The organism is Azospirillum thermophilum (assembly GCF_003130795.1).
Classification (GTDB): domain Bacteria; phylum Pseudomonadota; class Alphaproteobacteria; order Azospirillales; family Azospirillaceae; genus Azospirillum; species Azospirillum thermophilum.
In genome coordinates, this window is record NZ_CP029356.1 from 710,026 (window position 1) to 726,590 (window position 16,565).

Annotated in this window: 13 protein-coding genes and 1 pseudogene; 10 read left to right on the plus strand and 4 right to left on the minus strand. The window is 71.2% G+C overall.

Annotation, left to right across the window (positions count from 1 at the left end):
- The first annotated feature begins 23 nt into the window (after positions 1–23).
- The 8 genes from DEW08_RS24325 (at position 24) to DEW08_RS24360 (ending at position 10,314) form a co-directional block, all read left to right on the plus strand.
- Positions 24–3,131 (plus strand): molybdopterin-dependent oxidoreductase, encoded by a 3,108-nt coding sequence (locus DEW08_RS24325; protein WP_109332077.1) that lies wholly within the window; start codon positions 24–26, stop codon positions 3,129–3,131.
- 176 nt (positions 3,132–3,307) lie between these two features.
- Positions 3,308–3,979 carry a response regulator gene (locus DEW08_RS24330; protein ID WP_109332078.1) on the plus strand — a complete coding sequence of 224 codons (672 nt, stop codon included), beginning with the start codon at positions 3,308–3,310 and terminating at the stop codon, positions 3,977–3,979.
- Positions 3,976–5,388, plus strand: a complete 1,413-nt coding sequence (locus tag DEW08_RS24335; protein WP_109332079.1) for a sensor histidine kinase — start codon at positions 3,976–3,978, stop codon at positions 5,386–5,388. Before DEW08_RS24330 ends, DEW08_RS24335 begins: the two co-directional genes overlap by 4 nt.
- A 51-nt stretch (positions 5,389–5,439) precedes the next feature.
- Positions 5,440–6,240 (plus strand): MipA/OmpV family protein, encoded by an 801-nt coding sequence (locus DEW08_RS24340; protein ID WP_109332080.1) that lies wholly within the window; start codon positions 5,440–5,442, stop codon positions 6,238–6,240.
- Positions 6,241–6,266: 26 nt separating this feature from the next.
- The gene (locus DEW08_RS24345; RefSeq protein ID WP_109332081.1) at positions 6,267–7,490 is read left to right on the plus strand and encodes a glycosyltransferase family 87 protein; all 1,224 of its coding nucleotides are present in this window, start codon (positions 6,267–6,269) and stop codon (positions 7,488–7,490) included.
- 5 nt (positions 7,491–7,495) lie between these two features.
- Entirely contained in the window at positions 7,496–8,635 is a 1,140-nt protein-coding gene (locus DEW08_RS24350) for an FtsX-like permease family protein (protein ID WP_109332083.1), read from the plus strand.
- Between the two features lie 6 nt (positions 8,636–8,641).
- The gene (locus DEW08_RS24355; RefSeq protein WP_109332084.1) at positions 8,642–9,367 is read left to right on the plus strand and encodes an ABC transporter ATP-binding protein; all 726 of its coding nucleotides are present in this window, start codon (positions 8,642–8,644) and stop codon (positions 9,365–9,367) included.
- Positions 9,364–10,314: an efflux RND transporter periplasmic adaptor subunit gene (locus DEW08_RS24360; protein ID WP_109332085.1), complete on the plus strand. Its 951-nt coding sequence runs from the start codon at positions 9,364–9,366 to the stop codon at positions 10,312–10,314. The genes DEW08_RS24355 and DEW08_RS24360 overlap by 4 nt, the downstream gene beginning before the upstream one ends.
- A gap of 54 nt (positions 10,315–10,368) precedes the next feature.
- Here the strand turns inward: DEW08_RS24360 and DEW08_RS24365 are convergent, their stop codons facing one another.
- Positions 10,369–11,262, minus strand: coding sequence for a LysR family transcriptional regulator (locus DEW08_RS24365; protein ID WP_109332088.1), 894 nt, complete (start codon positions 11,260–11,262; stop codon positions 10,369–10,371).
- A 202-nt stretch (positions 11,263–11,464) separates the two neighbouring features.
- On the opposite strand from DEW08_RS24365, the gene DEW08_RS24370 reads away from it, so the two are divergent.
- Positions 11,465–11,860, plus strand: a complete 396-nt coding sequence (locus DEW08_RS24370; RefSeq protein ID WP_109332089.1) for a (R)-mandelonitrile lyase — start codon at positions 11,465–11,467, stop codon at positions 11,858–11,860.
- A gap of 33 nt (positions 11,861–11,893) precedes the next feature.
- Complete coding sequence (locus DEW08_RS24375; RefSeq protein WP_109332090.1) at positions 11,894–12,943, plus strand: NAD(P)-dependent alcohol dehydrogenase; 1,050 nt, start codon at positions 11,894–11,896, stop codon at positions 12,941–12,943.
- 28 nt (positions 12,944–12,971) lie between these two features.
- Here the strand turns inward: DEW08_RS24375 and yjfF are convergent, their stop codons facing one another.
- The 3 genes and pseudogenes from yjfF to ytfR form a co-directional block, all read right to left on the minus strand.
- A complete protein-coding gene (gene yjfF, locus DEW08_RS24380) occupies positions 12,972–13,946 on the minus strand; it encodes a galactofuranose ABC transporter, permease protein YjfF (RefSeq protein WP_109332091.1) in 975 nt (324 codons plus the stop codon).
- Positions 13,943–14,977 (minus strand): ABC transporter permease, encoded by a 1,035-nt coding sequence (locus DEW08_RS24385; protein ID WP_109332092.1) that lies wholly within the window; start codon positions 14,975–14,977, stop codon positions 13,943–13,945. Before DEW08_RS24385 ends, yjfF begins: the two co-directional genes overlap by 4 nt.
- Positions 14,974–16,520: pseudogene (ytfR, locus tag DEW08_RS24390) on the minus strand (galactofuranose ABC transporter, ATP-binding protein YtfR). Before ytfR ends, DEW08_RS24385 begins: the two are co-directional and overlap by 4 nt.
- Positions 16,521–16,565: the final 45 nt, after the last annotated feature.

The window sequence follows — 16,565 nt, forward strand, 5'->3', positions numbered from 1 at the left end:
GCAGGATCACCGGAGACACCGCCATGTCGATCACCCGTCGCCTTCTCCTGAAGACCACCGCCGCGGGCGGCGCGTTCGCCGCCTTCGCCGGGGGCTTCTCCGAAACCGGCCGCAAGCTCGTGAAGGGGGCCTGGGCCGGGGAAAAGCCGGACGACGCCATCTCCGGCAACGCACCCAGGCCCGAGTTCCGCGTCGACGCCAAGAGCGGGGAGCTTGTCCCGACACCCGGCCAGATCGTCGCCAACGTCGCCTGCCTGGGCTGCACCACCCTGTGCGGCGTGCGGGTCCGCGTCGATGCCGGGAAGAACAAGGTGCTGCGCGTCGCCGGCAATCCCTACAGCCCGCTGTCCACCGACCCCTTCCTGCCCTACGGCACGCCGATCCGCGAAAGCCTGAAGTCGCTGTCGCGGCTGGATGAGAAGGGGTTGCAGGGCCGCTCGACCGCCTGCGGGCGCGGCAACGCGGCGCTGGAGATGCTGACCTCGCCCTTCCGCATCACCACGCCGATGAAGCGCGTCGGGCCGCGCGGCTCCGGCCGGTGGGAGCCGATCGCCTTCGACCGGCTGGTCGAGGAGATCGCCGAGGGCGGCGACCTGTTCGGCGAGGGGCCGGTGGAGGGGCTGCGCAGCCTGCGCGACCTGAAGACCCCCATCGACCCGGCGGCGCCGGAACTGGGGCCGAAGGTCAACCAGGTGGCCCTGCTGTCGTCGGTGAATGACGGACGCGAGCCCTTCGTCCGCCGCTTCTTCAATCAGGCGCTCGGCACCATCAACTTCGTCGGGCACGGGGCCTATTGCGGCGGCGCCTATCGGTCGGGATCGGGTGCCGTCTTCGGCGACCTGAAGGCGATGCCGCATGCCAAGCCGGACCTGGAGAACGCGGAATTCGTGCTGTTCATCGGCACGGCGCCGTCGAACGCCGGAAACCCGTTCAAGCGGCAGGCCATGCTGGTCGCCAAGGGCCGGACGGACGGCGTGCTGAACTACGTCGTCGTCGATCCCGTGCTGACCAACGCCGGCGCAAGTGCCGCGGGTGGGCGCGCCGACTGGATCCCGATCCGGCCGGGCACCGACGGCGCCCTGGTCATGGGCATGATGCGCTGGATGTTCGAGAACGGCCGCATCGACTCCAGGTACCTCGCCCAGCCCAACGGCAAGGCGGCAGAGGCGGCCGGCGAGGCCGGCTGGTGCAACGCCACCCACCTCGTCGTCGTGCAGAAGGGCCACCCGCGCGAGGGGCGCCTGCTGCGGGCCTCCGACATGGGCTGGGTGACGCTGGACGACAAGGAGCGCTACGGCGACAAGGACGCCTTCGTCGTGCTGGACGGCGAGGGCCGGCCGGTGGCGCATGACGCCCTGATGGCGCCGGCGGCGCTGTTCCATGACGGCCCGCTGTCCAGCCCGTCCGGCGAGCTGGCGGTGAAGACCGGCCTGACCCTGCTGCGCGAGGAGGCCATGAAGATGGAGCTGCGCGGCTATGCCGAGGCCTGCGGCATCCCCGCCGACGTCATCGCCGGGTTGGCGCGCGAGTTCACCAGCCACGGCAAGAAGGCCGCCGCCAACGCCCATGGCGGCATGATGGCCGGCAACGGCTTCTACAACGCCTTCGGCGTCGTCACGCTCAACACGCTGATCGGCAACCTGAACTGGAAGGGCGGCACCATCTTCGGCGGCGGCCGCTTTCCGGACGAGCAGGACGGGCCGCGCTACAAGCTCGCCAGCTTCCCCGGACAGGTGAAGCCCTCCGGCACAGCGATCAGCCGCCCGGTGCCCTACGAGAAGTCCAGCGAGTTCAAGGCGAAGAAGGAGGCCGGCAAGCCCTACCCCGCGAAGGCCCCCTGGTATCCCAACGCCCCGCAACTGACGACCGAGTATCTGACCAGCGGCGTGGCGGACGGCTATCCCTATCCGCTGAAGGCCCTGTTCCTGTGGAACAGCAACCCGGTCTACGGCATTCCCGGCGGCCGTGCCGCCGTCGAGGCGACGCTGCGCGACCCGAAGGCGCTGCCGCTGATCGTCGCCATCGACCCCTTCATCAACGAGACCACCGCGTTTGCCGACTATATCGTGCCCGACACGGTGCTGTACGAGACCTGGGGCTGGGCCGCCCCGTGGGCGGGGGTGCCGACCAAGGCGTCGACCGCGCGCTGGCCGGTGGTGGAGTCCCGCACCGCCGCGCTGCCCGACGGGCAGCATGTCCAGATGGAGACCGTGCTGATCGCGCTCGCCAGGCGTCTGGGCCTGCCGGGCTTCGGTCCCGGTGCCATCGAGGATATGGAGGGCAACCGCTATCCGCTGGAGCGGCCGGAGGACTGGTACCTGCGCGGCGGCGCCAACATCGCGTGGCTCGGCAAGCAGCCGGTCCCCGACGCCTCCGACGACGACATCGCGCTGTCCGGCGTGGAGCGGGTGCTGCCCATGCTGAAGGCGACGCTGAAGCCGGAGGAATGGCGCAAGGTCGCCTTCATCCTCGCGCGCGGCGGCCGCTACCAGAACCAGACGGAGGGGTTCGAGGGCGACCGGGCGGCCCACAGGTTCGCCAAGCCGCTGCAGGTCTACAACGAGGCCGTCGGTTCCTCGAAGAGCAGCATCACCGGCCGGCGCTGGACCGGCACGGCAACCTGGATGCCCCCGGCCTTCGCCGACGGCACGCCGGTGCGCACCGTGCATAAGCCGGAGGAGTGGCCGTTCGCGCTGGTCAGCTCCAAGTCGGTTCTGGTCAGCGCCTACACCATCGCGGCGAGCCGCCTTCGCCACCTGCATCCGGACAACCCGGTGGGGGTGAATGTGGAGGACGCGCGGCGGCTCGGCATCGCGACCGGCGACCGCATCCGCATCGCCACGCCGGGCGGATCGGAACTGGCGACCGCCATCGTCCGCCATGGGGTCATGCCGGGCGTGCTGGCGGTGGAGCATGGCTTCGGACACAAGGAGTATGGCGCGCGTCCGCACCGGATCGGCGACCACCGCCAGCCGGACATGCCGGAGATCGCCGCCGGCATCAACCTGAACGACCTCGGCCTTGCCGACCCGACCCGCAAGGGCGCCTCGGTCTGGGTCGATCCGGTCGCCGGGACGGCGGTCCGCCAGGGCATCCCGGCCAGGCTCGAACGCATCTCCGCGGCCGCATGATCCGGGGCATGATCCGGGGCGCGCCGGCCCGTCGCGGAGCCGGCGCGCAGGATCGCTCCGCGTGGCATGGCCTTGACAGCGGGCCTCGCCGGGACGCAAAGCTCACGCACTGCGCGCACGGGTGGAGGAGCCTCCGGGATCCCGCCTCCGTCCCGTGACGGCGTCCGGAGGAGAGCATGCGTGTCCTGTTGGTGGAGGACGAGGCGGAGCTGGCGGCCCTGGTGGCCGCGCGCTTGGGCGAGGGCGGACTGATCGTCGACCGGTTCGGTTGTCTGGCCGACGCGCTGGAGGCGGTGGCGACCACCGGCTATTCGCTCGCCGTCTGCGACCGCCGCCTGCCGGACGGTGACGGGGCCGATCTGGTCGGCGTCCTGCGGCGGAGCCAGCCCGACTGTCCGGTGATCCTGCTGACCGCCATGGATTCGCTGACCGACCGCATCGACGGGCTCGATGCCGGGGCGGACGACTACATCACCAAGCCCTTCGCCTTCGACGAGCTGATGGCCCGCGTCCGGGTGCAGCTCCGCCGCGGCCAGGGCGGGCGCGCCATGCCGGCGGCGGAGGTCGGACGGCTCCGCTTCGACCTGTCGAGCCGCGAGGTCCGGGTGGACGGCGAGCCGCTGACCCTGCACCGGCGGGAACTGGCGCTGCTCGGCGCGCTGGTGGCGCGGGTGGGCCGGGTGGTGACGCGGGAGTCGCTGACCGAGCAGGTCTACGGCTTCGACGACGACATCCAGTCCAACGCGCTGGATGCCATGGTCAGCCGGCTGCGCCGCCGGCTGGAGGGTGCCGGCGTGATGATCCACACCATCCGCGGGGTCGGCTACATGCTGACCAAGGCGCCGTGATCCCCCGCCTGCGGCGGCCCGGCCGTCCCTGGTCGCTGCGCGGCAGCCTGCTGCGCAGCCTGCTGCTGGTCCTGGCGGCGCTGCAGTTCCTCTGGCTGATCCTGCTCAGCATCATCCTGGAGCCGGCGAGCCGCGAGGCGCTGGAGACCGGCCTGGGCGACCTGCGGGTGCTGTGGATGGTCGAGCAGTCGGTGGTGCGCGATCCGGACGGCGGCGTGGCCCTGCGGCCGACGCCGGACCTGGAGCGCTATCTCGCCGACAGCCCGGGCCTGGAGATCGCCGTGCGGATGGAGGAGGACCGGCGCGTGCTGGACGGCCCCTCGCCGCGGCTGGAGGCGCTGCTGCGCCGGGTCGAGATGACGCCGACCAGCGACCAGTCGCTCTCCATCCCGACACCGGACGGCCGCGGCTTCCGCTACGGCACCCTGCAGTACGGCAGGTCGCCCGCCGGCCCCTTCATCCTGATTGCCACCGGCAACCGCTTCCACTGGGGCGACGTCCCGTCCTTGCTCTATGCTCTGGCGCAGGGATTCGGGGCGCTGGTCGGGCCGGGGCTGGTGATGTCGGTCCTCGCCCTGCTGCTGATCCTGCGCTCGACGGTGCGGCCGATCCGCCGCATCGCCGAGGAGGCGGCGGGCCTCAACCTCGACACGCTGAACCAGCGCCTGTCCACCGAGGGGCTGCCGCGGGAGCTGCTGCCGCTGGTCGAAGCGGTCAACGGCTGCCTGCGCCGCCTCGACGAGGGCGTGGCGCAGCAGCGCCTGTTCATCGCCAACGCCGCGCACGAGATGCGGACGCCGGTCACCGTGCTGTCCGCCCGGATCGAGCGCATGCCGGAAGGACCGGACCGCTCGCTGCTCGCCCGCGACGTTCGCCGCCTCGCCACCATGGTGGAGCAGATGCTGGCGATCGCGCGGCTGGGCGAGATGCGCGGCCGGCGGCTGGCGACGGTGGATGCGGTGGACCTGGTGCGCGGCCTGATCGCCGATTATGCGCCGCTGGTGGTGGATGCCGGCTGCGCGATCCGGCTGGAGGCGCCGGACGGTCCGCAGACGCTGCGCTGCGACCCCAAGGCTCTGGAGAGCGCGGTCGGCAACCTGATCGACAACGCCCTGAAGGTCGAGCCGGCCGGGGGCGAGATCTGCGTGCGGGTGTCCCGCGGCGTCACCATCGAGGTCGGCGACCACGGGCCGGGCTTCACCGCGGAAGGCCGCCGCCGCGCCTTCGAGCCCTTCTGGCGGGGCAGCACCGATCCCGGTTCCGGCCTCGGCCTCGCCATCGTGCGTGAAATCGCGCAGCTCCATGGCGGTGAGGCGGAGATCGTCGAGCGGCCTGGGCCCGGCGCGACGGTCCGGCTGCGGCTGCCGTCCGAAGGTCCGCCGGCCACGGGACGCGTCATGTTGGCGTAAGGTGGCGGCGCGACTGTTCCGGCGATTTCGATCGCAAGGAGCAGTCACACGATGTCCCGTCCCCTTACCCGCCGCCCGATCCGGATCACCGTCCTGCTCGGCCTCGCGGCGGTGTCCTCGCTTGCAGGCGCTCCGGCGCTTGCCGATCCGGCCAAGTCATCCGAGCCGGGCAAGCGGTGGAATTTCGTCATCGGCGGCGGAGCCGGCGTCGCCCCGAAATACGAAGGAGGCCGCAAGCTCGAGGTCACTCCCGTTCCCTTCGTGAACCTCGGCTGGAACGATACGGTCTTCCTCGGCAACGACGGGCTCGGCGCACGCTACGCCATCAACGATCTGCTCTCGGTCGGGATGTCGGTCGGCTGGGCGCCCGGCCGCAAGGAGAAGGACGGTCCCCGCCTGCGCGGCATGGGGAAGATCGAGGACGCTGCCCGGGTGAAGGCTTTCACCACCCTGTCGCTCGGCGCCGTCTCGTTCAACGCCTCGGTCGCGCAGGACGTGGGCGGCAGCCGCGGCCTGCTGGCGGAGGTCGGCGCCGGCTACACGGTGCCGCTCGGCGACACCGTCAACCTCGCCTTCGGCGTGTCCACCACCTATGCCTCCGAGCGCCACATGCGCGAATTCTTCGGAGTGGGCGCCGCCCAGTCGCGGCGCAGCGGCCATGCCGCTTACAAGCCGGGTGCCGGCCTCAAGGAGGCGGACGGCACCGTCACCCTGACCTGGCAGATCACCGACCATGTCAGCGCCATCGCGGTCGGCGGCGCCGGCGTGCTGCTCGGCGATGCGAGGAAGAGCCCGATCGTCGAGCGGCAGTTGCAGCCCTTCGTCGCCGCCGGCCTGACCTACCGGTTCTGACGCCTCCCGTAAGCGGATCCGCTCCAATGTCGACCACCCCTTCGGCGGCCGAAGTGCCGCTCGCGCGGACTCCGGCGGAGCCCGGCCGTCTTCTACAGGCTCCCCCCGGCGCGATCTTTCTGGATCCACCCTGCTTCGGTCTCGGTGCCCGGTTGTGGGCGGTCGCGACGCTGGTCGTCGCGGTGATCGCGGTCGTCCAGCCGCACCGCTGCATCGCCTGGGTCTACCGCGCCGCCGCGGAGGCCTGGGTCGCGGCGGCGCCGCTCTACGCTCCGGGACTGCACGGCTTCCTCTATCTCCCGTCGGGAACGCTGGTCTATCTGCCCTTCGCGCTGCTGCCGCAGCCGTTCGACAGCCACCTGTGGCGTCTGTTCCTCTCGGGAGCGCTGTACTTGGCGGTGCTGCGCCTCGCACGGCAGATCGTGCCGCGGACGGGGACCGCCGCGTCGGGCATGATCCTGGCGCTGGCCATCCCGGCGGCGACCATCGACCTGCTGCGCGGCCAGATGACCCTGCTGATGCTGGCGCTGCTTCTGGCATCCACGGCCGAGATCGCCGCCGGTCGGGAGACGCGCGGCGGGGTCCTGCTGGCCGTCGCCGTCATCGTCAAGCCGCTGGCCCTGGTGCCGGGGCTTCTCTTCGCGGCCGCCGTTCCGGGAACCCGCCGTGGCTTCGTTGCCGGCCTTCTGCTCGGGATCGCGGCCGGGCTGATGCACCCGCAGCCGGACTATGCGGTCGCCCAGTGGCTCGCCATGGTCGGCAAGCTGGGCGTCGCGGCGGCGCCCGACAGCGGCACCTGGTTCGACCTCGGCGCTTTGCTGAAGAAGCTGGGGCTGATCGAACCGGCGGAGACGCTGTTCGGCTGGCGCCTGGGGGCGGCCGTTCTGACGCTCGCCGCGGCGCTGGTGGCGGTGCGGCGGCTCGACCGGGTGTCGGCGGCGGTGGCCGTCCTGCATCTCGGCTGCTGCTATCTGCTGCTGTGGAACCCCCGGGTCGAGGAGGGCTCCTTCGTCATGCTGGCGGTGCTGGCCGGCGGGCTGGCGGCGGTCGCGGCCTGGACGCCGGGCGGGGGGCGGCGCTGCCTGCTGTTCGCCGGCCTGTGCCTGGCGCTCGGCACCCACATGTACGGCGACTGGATCTACCGGCCGACCGCCTTCTGGCTGAAGCAGGCGGTCACGCTGGTCCATCTCGGCCTTCTGCTGGACATGATCCGGCGGCGGACGCCGCTGGTTCTGCGGCGGGAGGCGTAGGTGCCATGCTGGTTCCGCTCGCCCGCCGCACGCTGCTCTACGAATGGCGGCGCTTTCTGCCCGCCGCCCTCGCCATCGCCTTCTCCGGCCTGCTGGTCCTGGTGCAGATGGGGCTGCTGGTCGGCCTGTTCTCCACCATCACCGTCTACGTCACCGCGTCGGCCGGCGACATCTGGGCCGGCTTTCCCGGTACGCAGACGATCGACGCCGGCCGGCCGATCCGGGCCGACACCGAGGTCTTCCTGCGCCTGCACCCGGCGGTGGCGCGGGTCGAGCGCATGCAGTGGTCGGGCGGCGACTGGCGCTCGCCCCATGGCGACCGCGGCGGGCTGACCATCATCGTCACCGGCATCGACACGCGGGACGACGGGCTGGCGCTCGCCCACGCCGTGACGCCGGAGCAGCGCCGCGCGCTGCGCGAGCCCGGCGGCATCCTGGTGGACCGCTCCGACCTCGGCAAGCTTGGCGCGGCGCTGGGCGACACGGCGGAGATCGGCGGACAGCGCGTCAGGGTCGTCGGGGCCACCACCGGGCTGCGCGCCATCGGGGCGGTCAATGTCGTCGCCTCGCTGGAGACCGTCGCGGTGCTCGACGGGCTGACGCGGCCGAGCGAGGACGTCGCCTATTTCCTCGTCGGGCTGAAGCCGGGCGCGGAGACCGCGGCGGTGGTGCGCGACATGACCTCCGGCCGGCCGGGCCGTGCCTTCGACGTCTGGGCCGCCGGAGATCTGGCCGACCGCACGCTGCGCTACTGGATCCTGGAATCCGGCATGGGGGTCGGCGTCGCCTTCGGCTCGGCCATCGCGCTGACGGTCGGCGTCGCCATCGCCAGCCAGACCCTGTCCGCCGCCATCGGCGGGCTGATCCGCGAGTTCGCGACGCTGCGCGCGCTGGGCGTCCCGGCCTCCGGCCTCCGGCGGATCGTCCTGGCGCAGTCCCTGTGGCTGGCAGCCGCCGGGCTGCTGCTGGCCGGCCTGCTCGGCGCCGGCGTCCTGGTGCTCGCCCGGGCCTATCAGGTGCCTGTGCGCATCGAGCCGGGCATGACGCTGCTGGCCGTCCTGCTGGTGCTGGGGGTGGCGCTGTCCTCCGGCCTGCTGGCGCTCCGCCAGCTTCGCCGGGCCGAGCCCGCCATGCTGCTGAGGTGACGAGAGATGACCGGTTTTCCGCTGGCCGCGGTCGGCCTGCACAAGTCCTTCACCACCGGGCGGATCGAAACGCCGGTGCTGCGCGGGCTGTCTCTGGCGATCGAGCCGGGGGAGCTGACGCTGGTCGTCGGTCCCTCGGGCTGCGGCAAGAGCACGCTTCTGGCGGCGTTGGGCGGGCTGATGCGGCCGGATGCCGGGCGGATTCTGGCCGGCGATCGCGACCTGACGCAGCTGAGCGACCGCGCCCTCGACCGCTTCCGGCTGGAAAGCTGCGGCTTCGTCTTCCAGGGCTTCAACCTCTTTCCCGCGCTGAACGCGCTGGAACAGGTGATGCTGCCGCTCGGCCATGCCGGGCTCGACCGGCAGGAGGCGCTGTCGCGCGCCGTCGACTGCCTGCAGCGGGTGGGGCTGGCCGAGCGCAGCCACCTGCGCCCGATGGAACTGTCGGGCGGTGAGAAGCAGCGCGTGGCGGTGGCCCGCGCCCTGGCGAAGCGGCCGGCCCTGCTGTTCGCCGACGAGCCGACCAGCGCGCTCGACAAGCGCAACGGCCATGCGGTGGGGGAACTGCTGCGGGCCTGCGCCCATGAGGACGGCGCCACGGTCCTCTGCGTCTCCCACGATCCGCGGCTGATCGACCTCGCCGACCGGGTGGTCGCCATGGAGGACGGGCTGATCCAGTCCGACACCATCCGCGTCGACGCTCCACCGTCCCAAGAGGGTCTTCCGTCATGAACCCCGTTCTGCTCTACCGCATCGTCGACGCCGCGGCTCTCCTTCTCCTGCTGCTCCTGCTGTCGGGCTGCGGGGACGAGACCGCCGCCGAGGCCGTCGTGACGCGGCCGGTCACCAACCCCGCCGCCATATCCCGCTGCCGGATCGACGTGGAGGGCGGCGTCATCCGCCTCGCCGCCCAGCGCGAGGGGCTGATCCAGGAAGTGGCGGTGGAGGAGGGCGACCGCGTCGCCGGCGACCAGCCGCTCGCCCGCATCGACAGCCGGCAAGCGGAGCTGCGCGCCGCGGTCGCAGAGGCGGAGCTGGAGCAGGCCCGTGCCGTCGTCGTCACGGAGCGGCATCGCGTCGCCGCTGCCGAACGGGAACTCCTCCGGCGCCGCGGCAGTGGCGAGGCGGTCAGCCGCCGCCAGCTCGACGAGGCGGAGACGGAGCTGGCGGTCCGGCGCAGCCAGCTCGCCGCCGCGGAGGTGGCGGTGACGCTCGCCGAGCGCCGCCTCGCCGAATCCCGCTTCGAGGTGGAGGTGCGGACGATCCGGGCACCGGTGTCCGGGACCATCGTGCGCCGCCGCGCCCGCCCCGGCGACGGGGTAACCGTGCAGACGGTGACCGAGCTGTTCCAGCTTCTGCCCGACTCCCCCCGCATCGCCCGCTGCACCATGGAGGAGATGTTCCTGCGCAACCTGTCGGTCGGACAAACCGCCCGGGTGGTCCTGGAATCGGACGAGGCGGTCGGCTTTCCCGCCAGGGTCAAGCGCATCGGCGCCGTCTTCGGCGTGCCGCCGGCGTCGGAGGACCCGACGGCCAAGGTCGATATCCGCACCGTGGAGGTCGTGCTTTCGCTTCCGCCGGACGCCGAACTGCGCATCGGCCAGCGCGTCCGCGCCTATGTCGTTGCTGGTCCGTCCCCGATGGCGGGGAGGGATGGCGGGTCGGCCATGCTCCGGTAGAAGACGCCAGACCGGCCCAAGCGGACCGTTCCCGGGCGCCTTCGCCCGTCCCCGTCAGTCCCGGTGGCGCAGCGCATCCACCAGCAGCGCGAAGGCCGGCGAGGACTGGCGGCGGCTCGGGTAGTAGAGGTGGAGCCCCGACCAGGTGGGGCACCAGTCCTCCAGTACCTGCCGGAGGCGGCCCTCCCGGATGTACGGCTGCGCCAGCTCCTCGGGAACATGGGCCAGACCGAAGCCGTCGACCGCAGCGTCCAGGATATGGAAGATGCTGTTGAAGACGAGCTGGCCATCCACCCGGACGCGCAGCTCATGCTGGTCCTTTCCGAGCTCCCAGGCATAGATCCCGCCATGGGTGGGCAGCCGTAGGGTGATGCAGCGGTGCTCGATCAGGTTCTGCGGCACCGCCGGCGGCGGGTGCTTCGCGAAATAGGACGGCGCTCCGACGACGGCGAAGCGGACGTCCGGGCCGATGCGTACCGAGATCATGTCCTTGGCGACCTGCTCGCCGAACCGGACGCCGGCGTCGTAGCGTTCGGCGACGATGTCCGACAGGCCGTAGTCGTTGACGAGCTCGACCTTGATGTCCGGATAATCCGGCAGGACCCTGGACAGTTTCGGCCAGAGAAGATGGGTGATCGCATAGTCGGTGGCGGTGATGCGGATGGTGCCGGCCGGCTTCTCGCGGAACTCGCTCAGCCCCTCCAGCTCGCCCTGGATTTCATCGAACCGCGGACCGACGTTCTGGAGCAGCCGTTCCCCGGCGGCGGTCGGGGAGACGCTGCGCGTGGTGCGGGTCAGCAGCCGGACGCCGAGCCGGGCCTCCAACTGGCGCACGGTATGGCTCAGCGCCGACTGGGACACCCCGAGCCTGGCGGCCGCCCTGGTGAAGCTCCGTTCGCGCGCGACGGCGAGGAAGGCGAGGAGGTCGGAAACGGTTTCACGCTGCATTCATGAATCCTCTTCATGGCAGGATGCGGCTTCCGGCCCGGATCCGCAAGCGGCCGGCCGCCTCGGCAACGCTCAATCGCTCCATTCATGAACAGGATCGATAGGTCCATGCGCGTTGCGGCGGCTAATCAAGGGTGACCGCATCGGTTAGCGTTCTGCCGCACAACCGCTCCGTAGCGACGATTGCCGGAGGATCGAGACCATGGACATCAAGCGCGCCGGCTCGCAGCCGTCCGTCAGGGGACCTGCCGATTGGTTCACCGGCACCGTGCGGATCGATCCGCTCTTCCAGGCCGATGACCCGGCCCGGGCGACCGGCGCCAGCGTCACGTTCGAACCGGGCGCCCGCACCGCATGGCACACCCATCCGCTGGGACAGACGCTGATCGTGACGGCCGGCTGCGGCCGGGTGCAGCGCGAGGGCGGCCCGGTCGAGGAGATCCGCCCCGGCGACGTGATCCGGTTCGCGCCGGGCGAGAGGCACTGGCACGGCGCGGCGCCGACCACCGCAATGACGCACATCGCCATCCAGGAACAGCTCGACGGCAGGGCCGTCGACTGGCTGGAAAAGGTGACGGACGAGCAGTACGGCGCCTGACGCCGAGGATCAAACGAAAGAGGACAGACTTCCATGGCCGTGAAAGCCTTTGGCGCCTATGCCGCCGACCGCCCCCTGGAACCCATCGACATCACGCGCCGCACCCCCGGTCCGCATGATGTCCAGATCGAGATCGCCTATTGCGGCGTCTGCCATTCCGACCTGCACCAGGTGCGGGCCGAGTGGGCCGGCACGCTTTGGCCCTGTGTCCCCGGGCACGAGATCGTCGGCCGCGTCTCGGCGGTCGGCGCCCATGTGACGAGGTTCCGCGACGGCGACCTCGTGGGCGTCGGCTGCATCGTCGACAGTTGCCAGCATTGCGAGGACTGCGATGCCGGGCTGGAGAACTACTGCGACGGCATGATCGGCACCTACAACTTCCCGACCAGGGATGCGCCGGGCCATACGCTGGGCGGCTATTCGCAGCGGATCGTGGTGCACGAGCGCTATGTGCTGCGGATCAGCCACCCGGCGGAGCAGCTCGCCGCCGTGGCGCCGTTGCTGTGTGCCGGCATCACCACCTATTCGCCGCTGCGCCACTGGCAGGCCGGTCCTGGGAAGAAGGTCGGCGTCGTCGGGATCGGCGGCCTCGGCCATATGGGCATCAAGCTCGCCCATGCGATGGGCGCGCATGTCGTGGCCTTCACCACGTCTGAATCCAAGCGGGAGGATGCGAAGGCGCTGGGTGCGGACGAGGTCGTGGTTTCCCGCAACCCCGACGAGATGGCCGCCCATGCCAAGAGCTTCGACCTGATCCTGAACACCGTGGCGGCCCCGCACGACCTCGACGCGTTCCTCGTGCTGCTGAAGCGCGACGGCACGATGACGCTGGTCGGCGCGCCGGCGACGCCGCATCCCTCGCCCGACGTGTTCAACCTGATCACCCGGCGCCGGTCGATCGCCGGCTCGATGATCGGCGGCATTCCCGAGACGCAGGAGATGCTCGATTTCTGTGCCGGGCACGGCATCATCGCGGATATCGAGCTGATCCGCGCCGACGAGATCAACGCCGCCTATGAACGGATGCTCAAGGGCGACGTCAAGTACCGTTTCGTCATCGACAGCGCCTCGCTGGCTGGCTGATCCCGGGCGGGCGGGAGACCGGCGGACGTCACGCCTCCGCCGGCCTCCCGCGGTCCGACCAGACCGCCAGCAGGCCCTTCTGCAGCAGGATGAAGACGAACAGCAGGAGGCCGATGGCGATCTTGGTCCACCAGCTGCTCAGCGTCCCGTCGAAGGTGATGTAGGTCTGGATCAGCCCCTGGATCAGCACGCCGAAGAAGGTCCCCAGCACATAGCCGTAGCCGCCGGTCAACTGCGTGCCGCCGATCACCACGGCGGTGATGGTGTCCAGCTCCACCCCCGTCGCCGCCAGCGAATAGCCGGCTCCGGTATAGAGGGAGAAGACGATTCCGGCGAGCGCCGCCAGCAGGCCCGACAGGGCATAGACCGTCACGGTGGTCCGTCCCACCGGCACGCCCATCAGCTCGGCCGACTGGCGGTTGCCGCCCAGCGCATAGATGTTGGCGCCGAACCGGGTCCAGTGCGCCAGCAGCATCGCCAGCGCAACGACGCCCAGCATCGTCATGGCCGGCAGGCCGAGCCTGCCGCCGCCGTCGAAACGCAGCGCCACCTCGTTCAGCTCGCCGTAGAGCGGATGGTTGATCGGCAGGGAATCGGTGGTCAGCACGAACCCCATGCCGCGCGCGATGAACATGCCGGCCAGCGTCACGATGAAGGGCGGCATGCGGAACCAGTGGATCACCGCTCCCATCGCCGCGCCGAAGGCAGCCCCGAACAGCAGCGCCAGGGCGAAGGCGGCGACGGGGTGCCAGCCGCCCTGCTCGATCAGCACGGCCAGCAGGACGGTGGTGAAACCGATCACCGCACCGACCGACAGGTCGATGCCGCCCGACAGGATGACGAAGGTCATGCCGACCGCGGCGATGCCGACGAAGGCATTGTCCGTCAGCAGGTTCCCCACCACCCGCAGCGAGGCGATGGCCGGGAACTGCGCCGCACAGAGCAGGAAGCCGGCGACCAGCACCGCGGTGGTGACGATCAGCGGAAGGAAGCGGTGGATCATGCTCCGGTCCTCCGGCGTCCGGCCGCGGCCGGCGCCCTGGCGGGTGCCGCTCCGCGCGGCCGGGGCAGGAACAGCGTCAGCGTCGGCGACTGCAGCAGAAGCACGGTCATCAGTACCGCCGCCTTGACGATCAGGTTGAATTCCGGCTTGAAGCCGCTCAGCAGGATGCCGGTATTCATCGCCTGGATGGTCAGCGCCCCGACCACCGACAGCAGCAGCCCGAACCGCCCGCCGAGCAGCGAGGTGCCGCCGATCACGACGGCCAGGATGGCGTCGAGCTCCAGCCAGAGGCCGGCGTTGTTGGCGTCGGCTCCCCGGATGTCGGCGGTGACGACCAGCCCGGCGATGGCGGCGCACAGGCCGCACCAGACATAGACGGCGATCAGCACGACCGGCATGTTGACTCCGGCCGCCGCACTGGACAGCGGGTTGACGCCCACCGCCTCGATCATCAGACCGAGCGCGGTGGCGCGGACCAGCAGCGCGGTGAGCGCCAGCACGGCGAGCGTGATGACGACCGGCATCGGCACGGTGAGGAAGGAGCCGCTGCCGATGGCCGCCAAGCCGGGGCTGACGAAGGTGACGATCTGCCCCTCGGTGATGAGCTGCGCGATGCCGCGGCCGGCGACCATCAGCAGCAGCGTGGCGATGATCGGCTGGATGCGCAGCAGCGCGACCAGCACGCCGTTCCACAGGCCGCACAGCAGCCCGGCGGCCAGCGCCGCGGCCAGAACGGCCGGCAGGCTCCAGCCGGCCTGGGTCATGGTGGCCGCCACCGCCCCGGCGATGGCCATGACGGCGCCGACCGACAGGTCGACGCCGCGCGTCGCGATGACCATGCTCATCCCGATGGCGAGAAGGGCGACCGGCGCGCCGCGGTTCAGCACGTCCACCAGGCTGCCGAACAGCCGCCCGTCCTGCAGGCGGATGGCGAAGAAATCCGGGAACAGCAGCCCGTTCGCCAGCAGCACCACGGCAAGCGCGCCGTACTGCGCGAGGTTGCGCAGGCGGCCGGGCAGGGCGGCGGTCATGGCCTGTCCTCCAGTACCGGATTCTCCGACGCGATGGCCCCGACGATGCGCTCCACGGTGACCTCTTCTCCCGCAGCTCGGCGACATGGCGCCGGTCGCGCAGGACGACGACGCGCCGGCTGTAGGCCACCACCTCCTCCAACTCCGAGGAGACGACGAGGAGGGCCATGCCGTCGGCGCAGAGCCTCTCGATCAGGCGGATGATCTCGGCATGGGCGCCGACGTCGATGCCGCGCGTCGGCTCATCCAGGATCAGCAGCCGCGGCTCGGTCGCCAGCCAGCGGGCGAGCAGCGCCTTCTGCTGGTTGCCGCCGGACAGGAGCTGGATCGGCCGCTCGGCGTCCGGGGTGCGGATGTCGAGCAGCCGGATGAAGCGGTCGGCGATCTCCTCCTGCCGCCGGCGCGGGATCGGCTTCAGCCAGCCCTGCCGCGCCTGCAGCGCCAGGATGATGTTCTCGCGCACCGACAGCTCGCCGACGATGCCCTCCTTCTTGCGGTCCTCCGGGCAGTATCCGAAGCCGAGACGGATCGCCTCGCGGGGCCCCCGCAGCCGCACCGGCCGGCCCTCCACCGTCGCCTCGCCGCGGTCGGCGCGGTCCATGCCGAAGACGAGCCGCGCGGTCTCCGTCCGTCCGGAGCCGAGCAGCCCGGCCAGCCCCACGACCTCCCCGGCGCGGATGTCGAGGTCGAAGGGCTCGACGCTGCGCGCCTTGCCGTAGCCGCGGAACCGGGCGAGCGGCGGCCGGGCCTCCGCCTCTCCGGCCGCGGCAAGGGTGATGCGGTGCGCCGCCTCCTCCAGCTCGCGCCCCAGCATCATGGCGACCAGCTCCAGCCGGGGCAGGTCCGCAGTCGGCCGCTCGCCGACCAGCCGGCCGTTGCGCAGCACGGTGATGCGGTCGCACAGCTCGTAGACCTGGTCGAGGAAATGGGTGACGAAGACGATGCCGATGCCGCGGTCCCGCAGCGTGCGCATGACGCGGAACAGGACCGCCACCTCGCGGGCGTCCAGGCTGGCCGTCGGCTCGTCCAGGATCAGGACCTTCGCCGACATGTCCACGGCGCGCGCGATGGCGACGATCTGCTGCGTCGCCACGGAATAGCGGCCGAGCGGGGCCGTCACGTCGATCGACAGGCCGTAGCTCGCCAGCAGCAGCCGTGCCCGCCCGCGCATCGACCGGCGGTCCACCAGCCCGAAGCGCATCGGCTGGCGGCCGAGGAACAGGTTCTCCGCCACCGACAGGTTGGGCAGCAGGTTCACCTCCTGGTAGACCGTGCCGATGTGCAGGCGCTGGGCGTCGTCGACGCCGCGCGGCGCGATCTCGCGCCCTTCCAGGGTCGTGGTGCCGGCGTCGCGCTGATGGACGCCGGTCAGCGTCTTGATCAGGGTCGACTTGCCGGCGCCGTTCTCGCCGAGCAGCGCGTGGATCTCGCCGTGCCGCAGGGTGAAGTCGACGCCGTCCAGCGCCTGGACCCCGAGAAAGGACTTCGACAGACCCCGGACCGCCAGAAGCGGGCGGTTCGAGGGGGGTGCGGGCGATGTCATGGCAGCCTCGCCTCGACGGCGTTTCGGTGGAGACGACGGATGCCG

What these genes read in the sequence shown, in the direction of transcription:
- yjfF (WP_109332091.1), bottom strand. Translation starts at nt 13,946, where the DNA reads ATGATCCACCGCTTCCTTCCGCTGATCGTCACCACCGCGGTGCTGGTC.
- DEW08_RS24345 (WP_109332081.1), top strand. Translation starts at nt 6,267, where the DNA reads ATGTCGACCACCCCTTCGGCGGCCGAAGTGCCGCTCGCGCGGACTCCG.
- DEW08_RS24325 (WP_109332077.1), top strand. Translation starts at nt 24, where the DNA reads ATGTCGATCACCCGTCGCCTTCTCCTGAAGACCACCGCCGCGGGCGGC.
- DEW08_RS24375 (WP_109332090.1), top strand. Translation starts at nt 11,894, where the DNA reads ATGGCCGTGAAAGCCTTTGGCGCCTATGCCGCCGACCGCCCCCTGGAA.
- DEW08_RS24355 (WP_109332084.1), top strand. Translation starts at nt 8,642, where the DNA reads ATGACCGGTTTTCCGCTGGCCGCGGTCGGCCTGCACAAGTCCTTCACC.
- DEW08_RS24385 (WP_109332092.1), bottom strand. Translation starts at nt 14,977, where the DNA reads ATGACCGCCGCCCTGCCCGGCCGCCTGCGCAACCTCGCGCAGTACGGC.
- DEW08_RS24370 (WP_109332089.1), top strand. Translation starts at nt 11,465, where the DNA reads ATGGACATCAAGCGCGCCGGCTCGCAGCCGTCCGTCAGGGGACCTGCC.
- DEW08_RS24365 (WP_109332088.1), bottom strand. Translation starts at nt 11,262, where the DNA reads ATGCAGCGTGAAACCGTTTCCGACCTCCTCGCCTTCCTCGCCGTCGCG.
- DEW08_RS24350 (WP_109332083.1), top strand. Translation starts at nt 7,496, where the DNA reads ATGCTGGTTCCGCTCGCCCGCCGCACGCTGCTCTACGAATGGCGGCGC.
- DEW08_RS24340 (WP_109332080.1), top strand. Translation starts at nt 5,440, where the DNA reads ATGTCCCGTCCCCTTACCCGCCGCCCGATCCGGATCACCGTCCTGCTC.
- DEW08_RS24360 (WP_109332085.1), top strand. Translation starts at nt 9,364, where the DNA reads ATGAACCCCGTTCTGCTCTACCGCATCGTCGACGCCGCGGCTCTCCTT.
- DEW08_RS24330 (WP_109332078.1), top strand. Translation starts at nt 3,308, where the DNA reads ATGCGTGTCCTGTTGGTGGAGGACGAGGCGGAGCTGGCGGCCCTGGTG.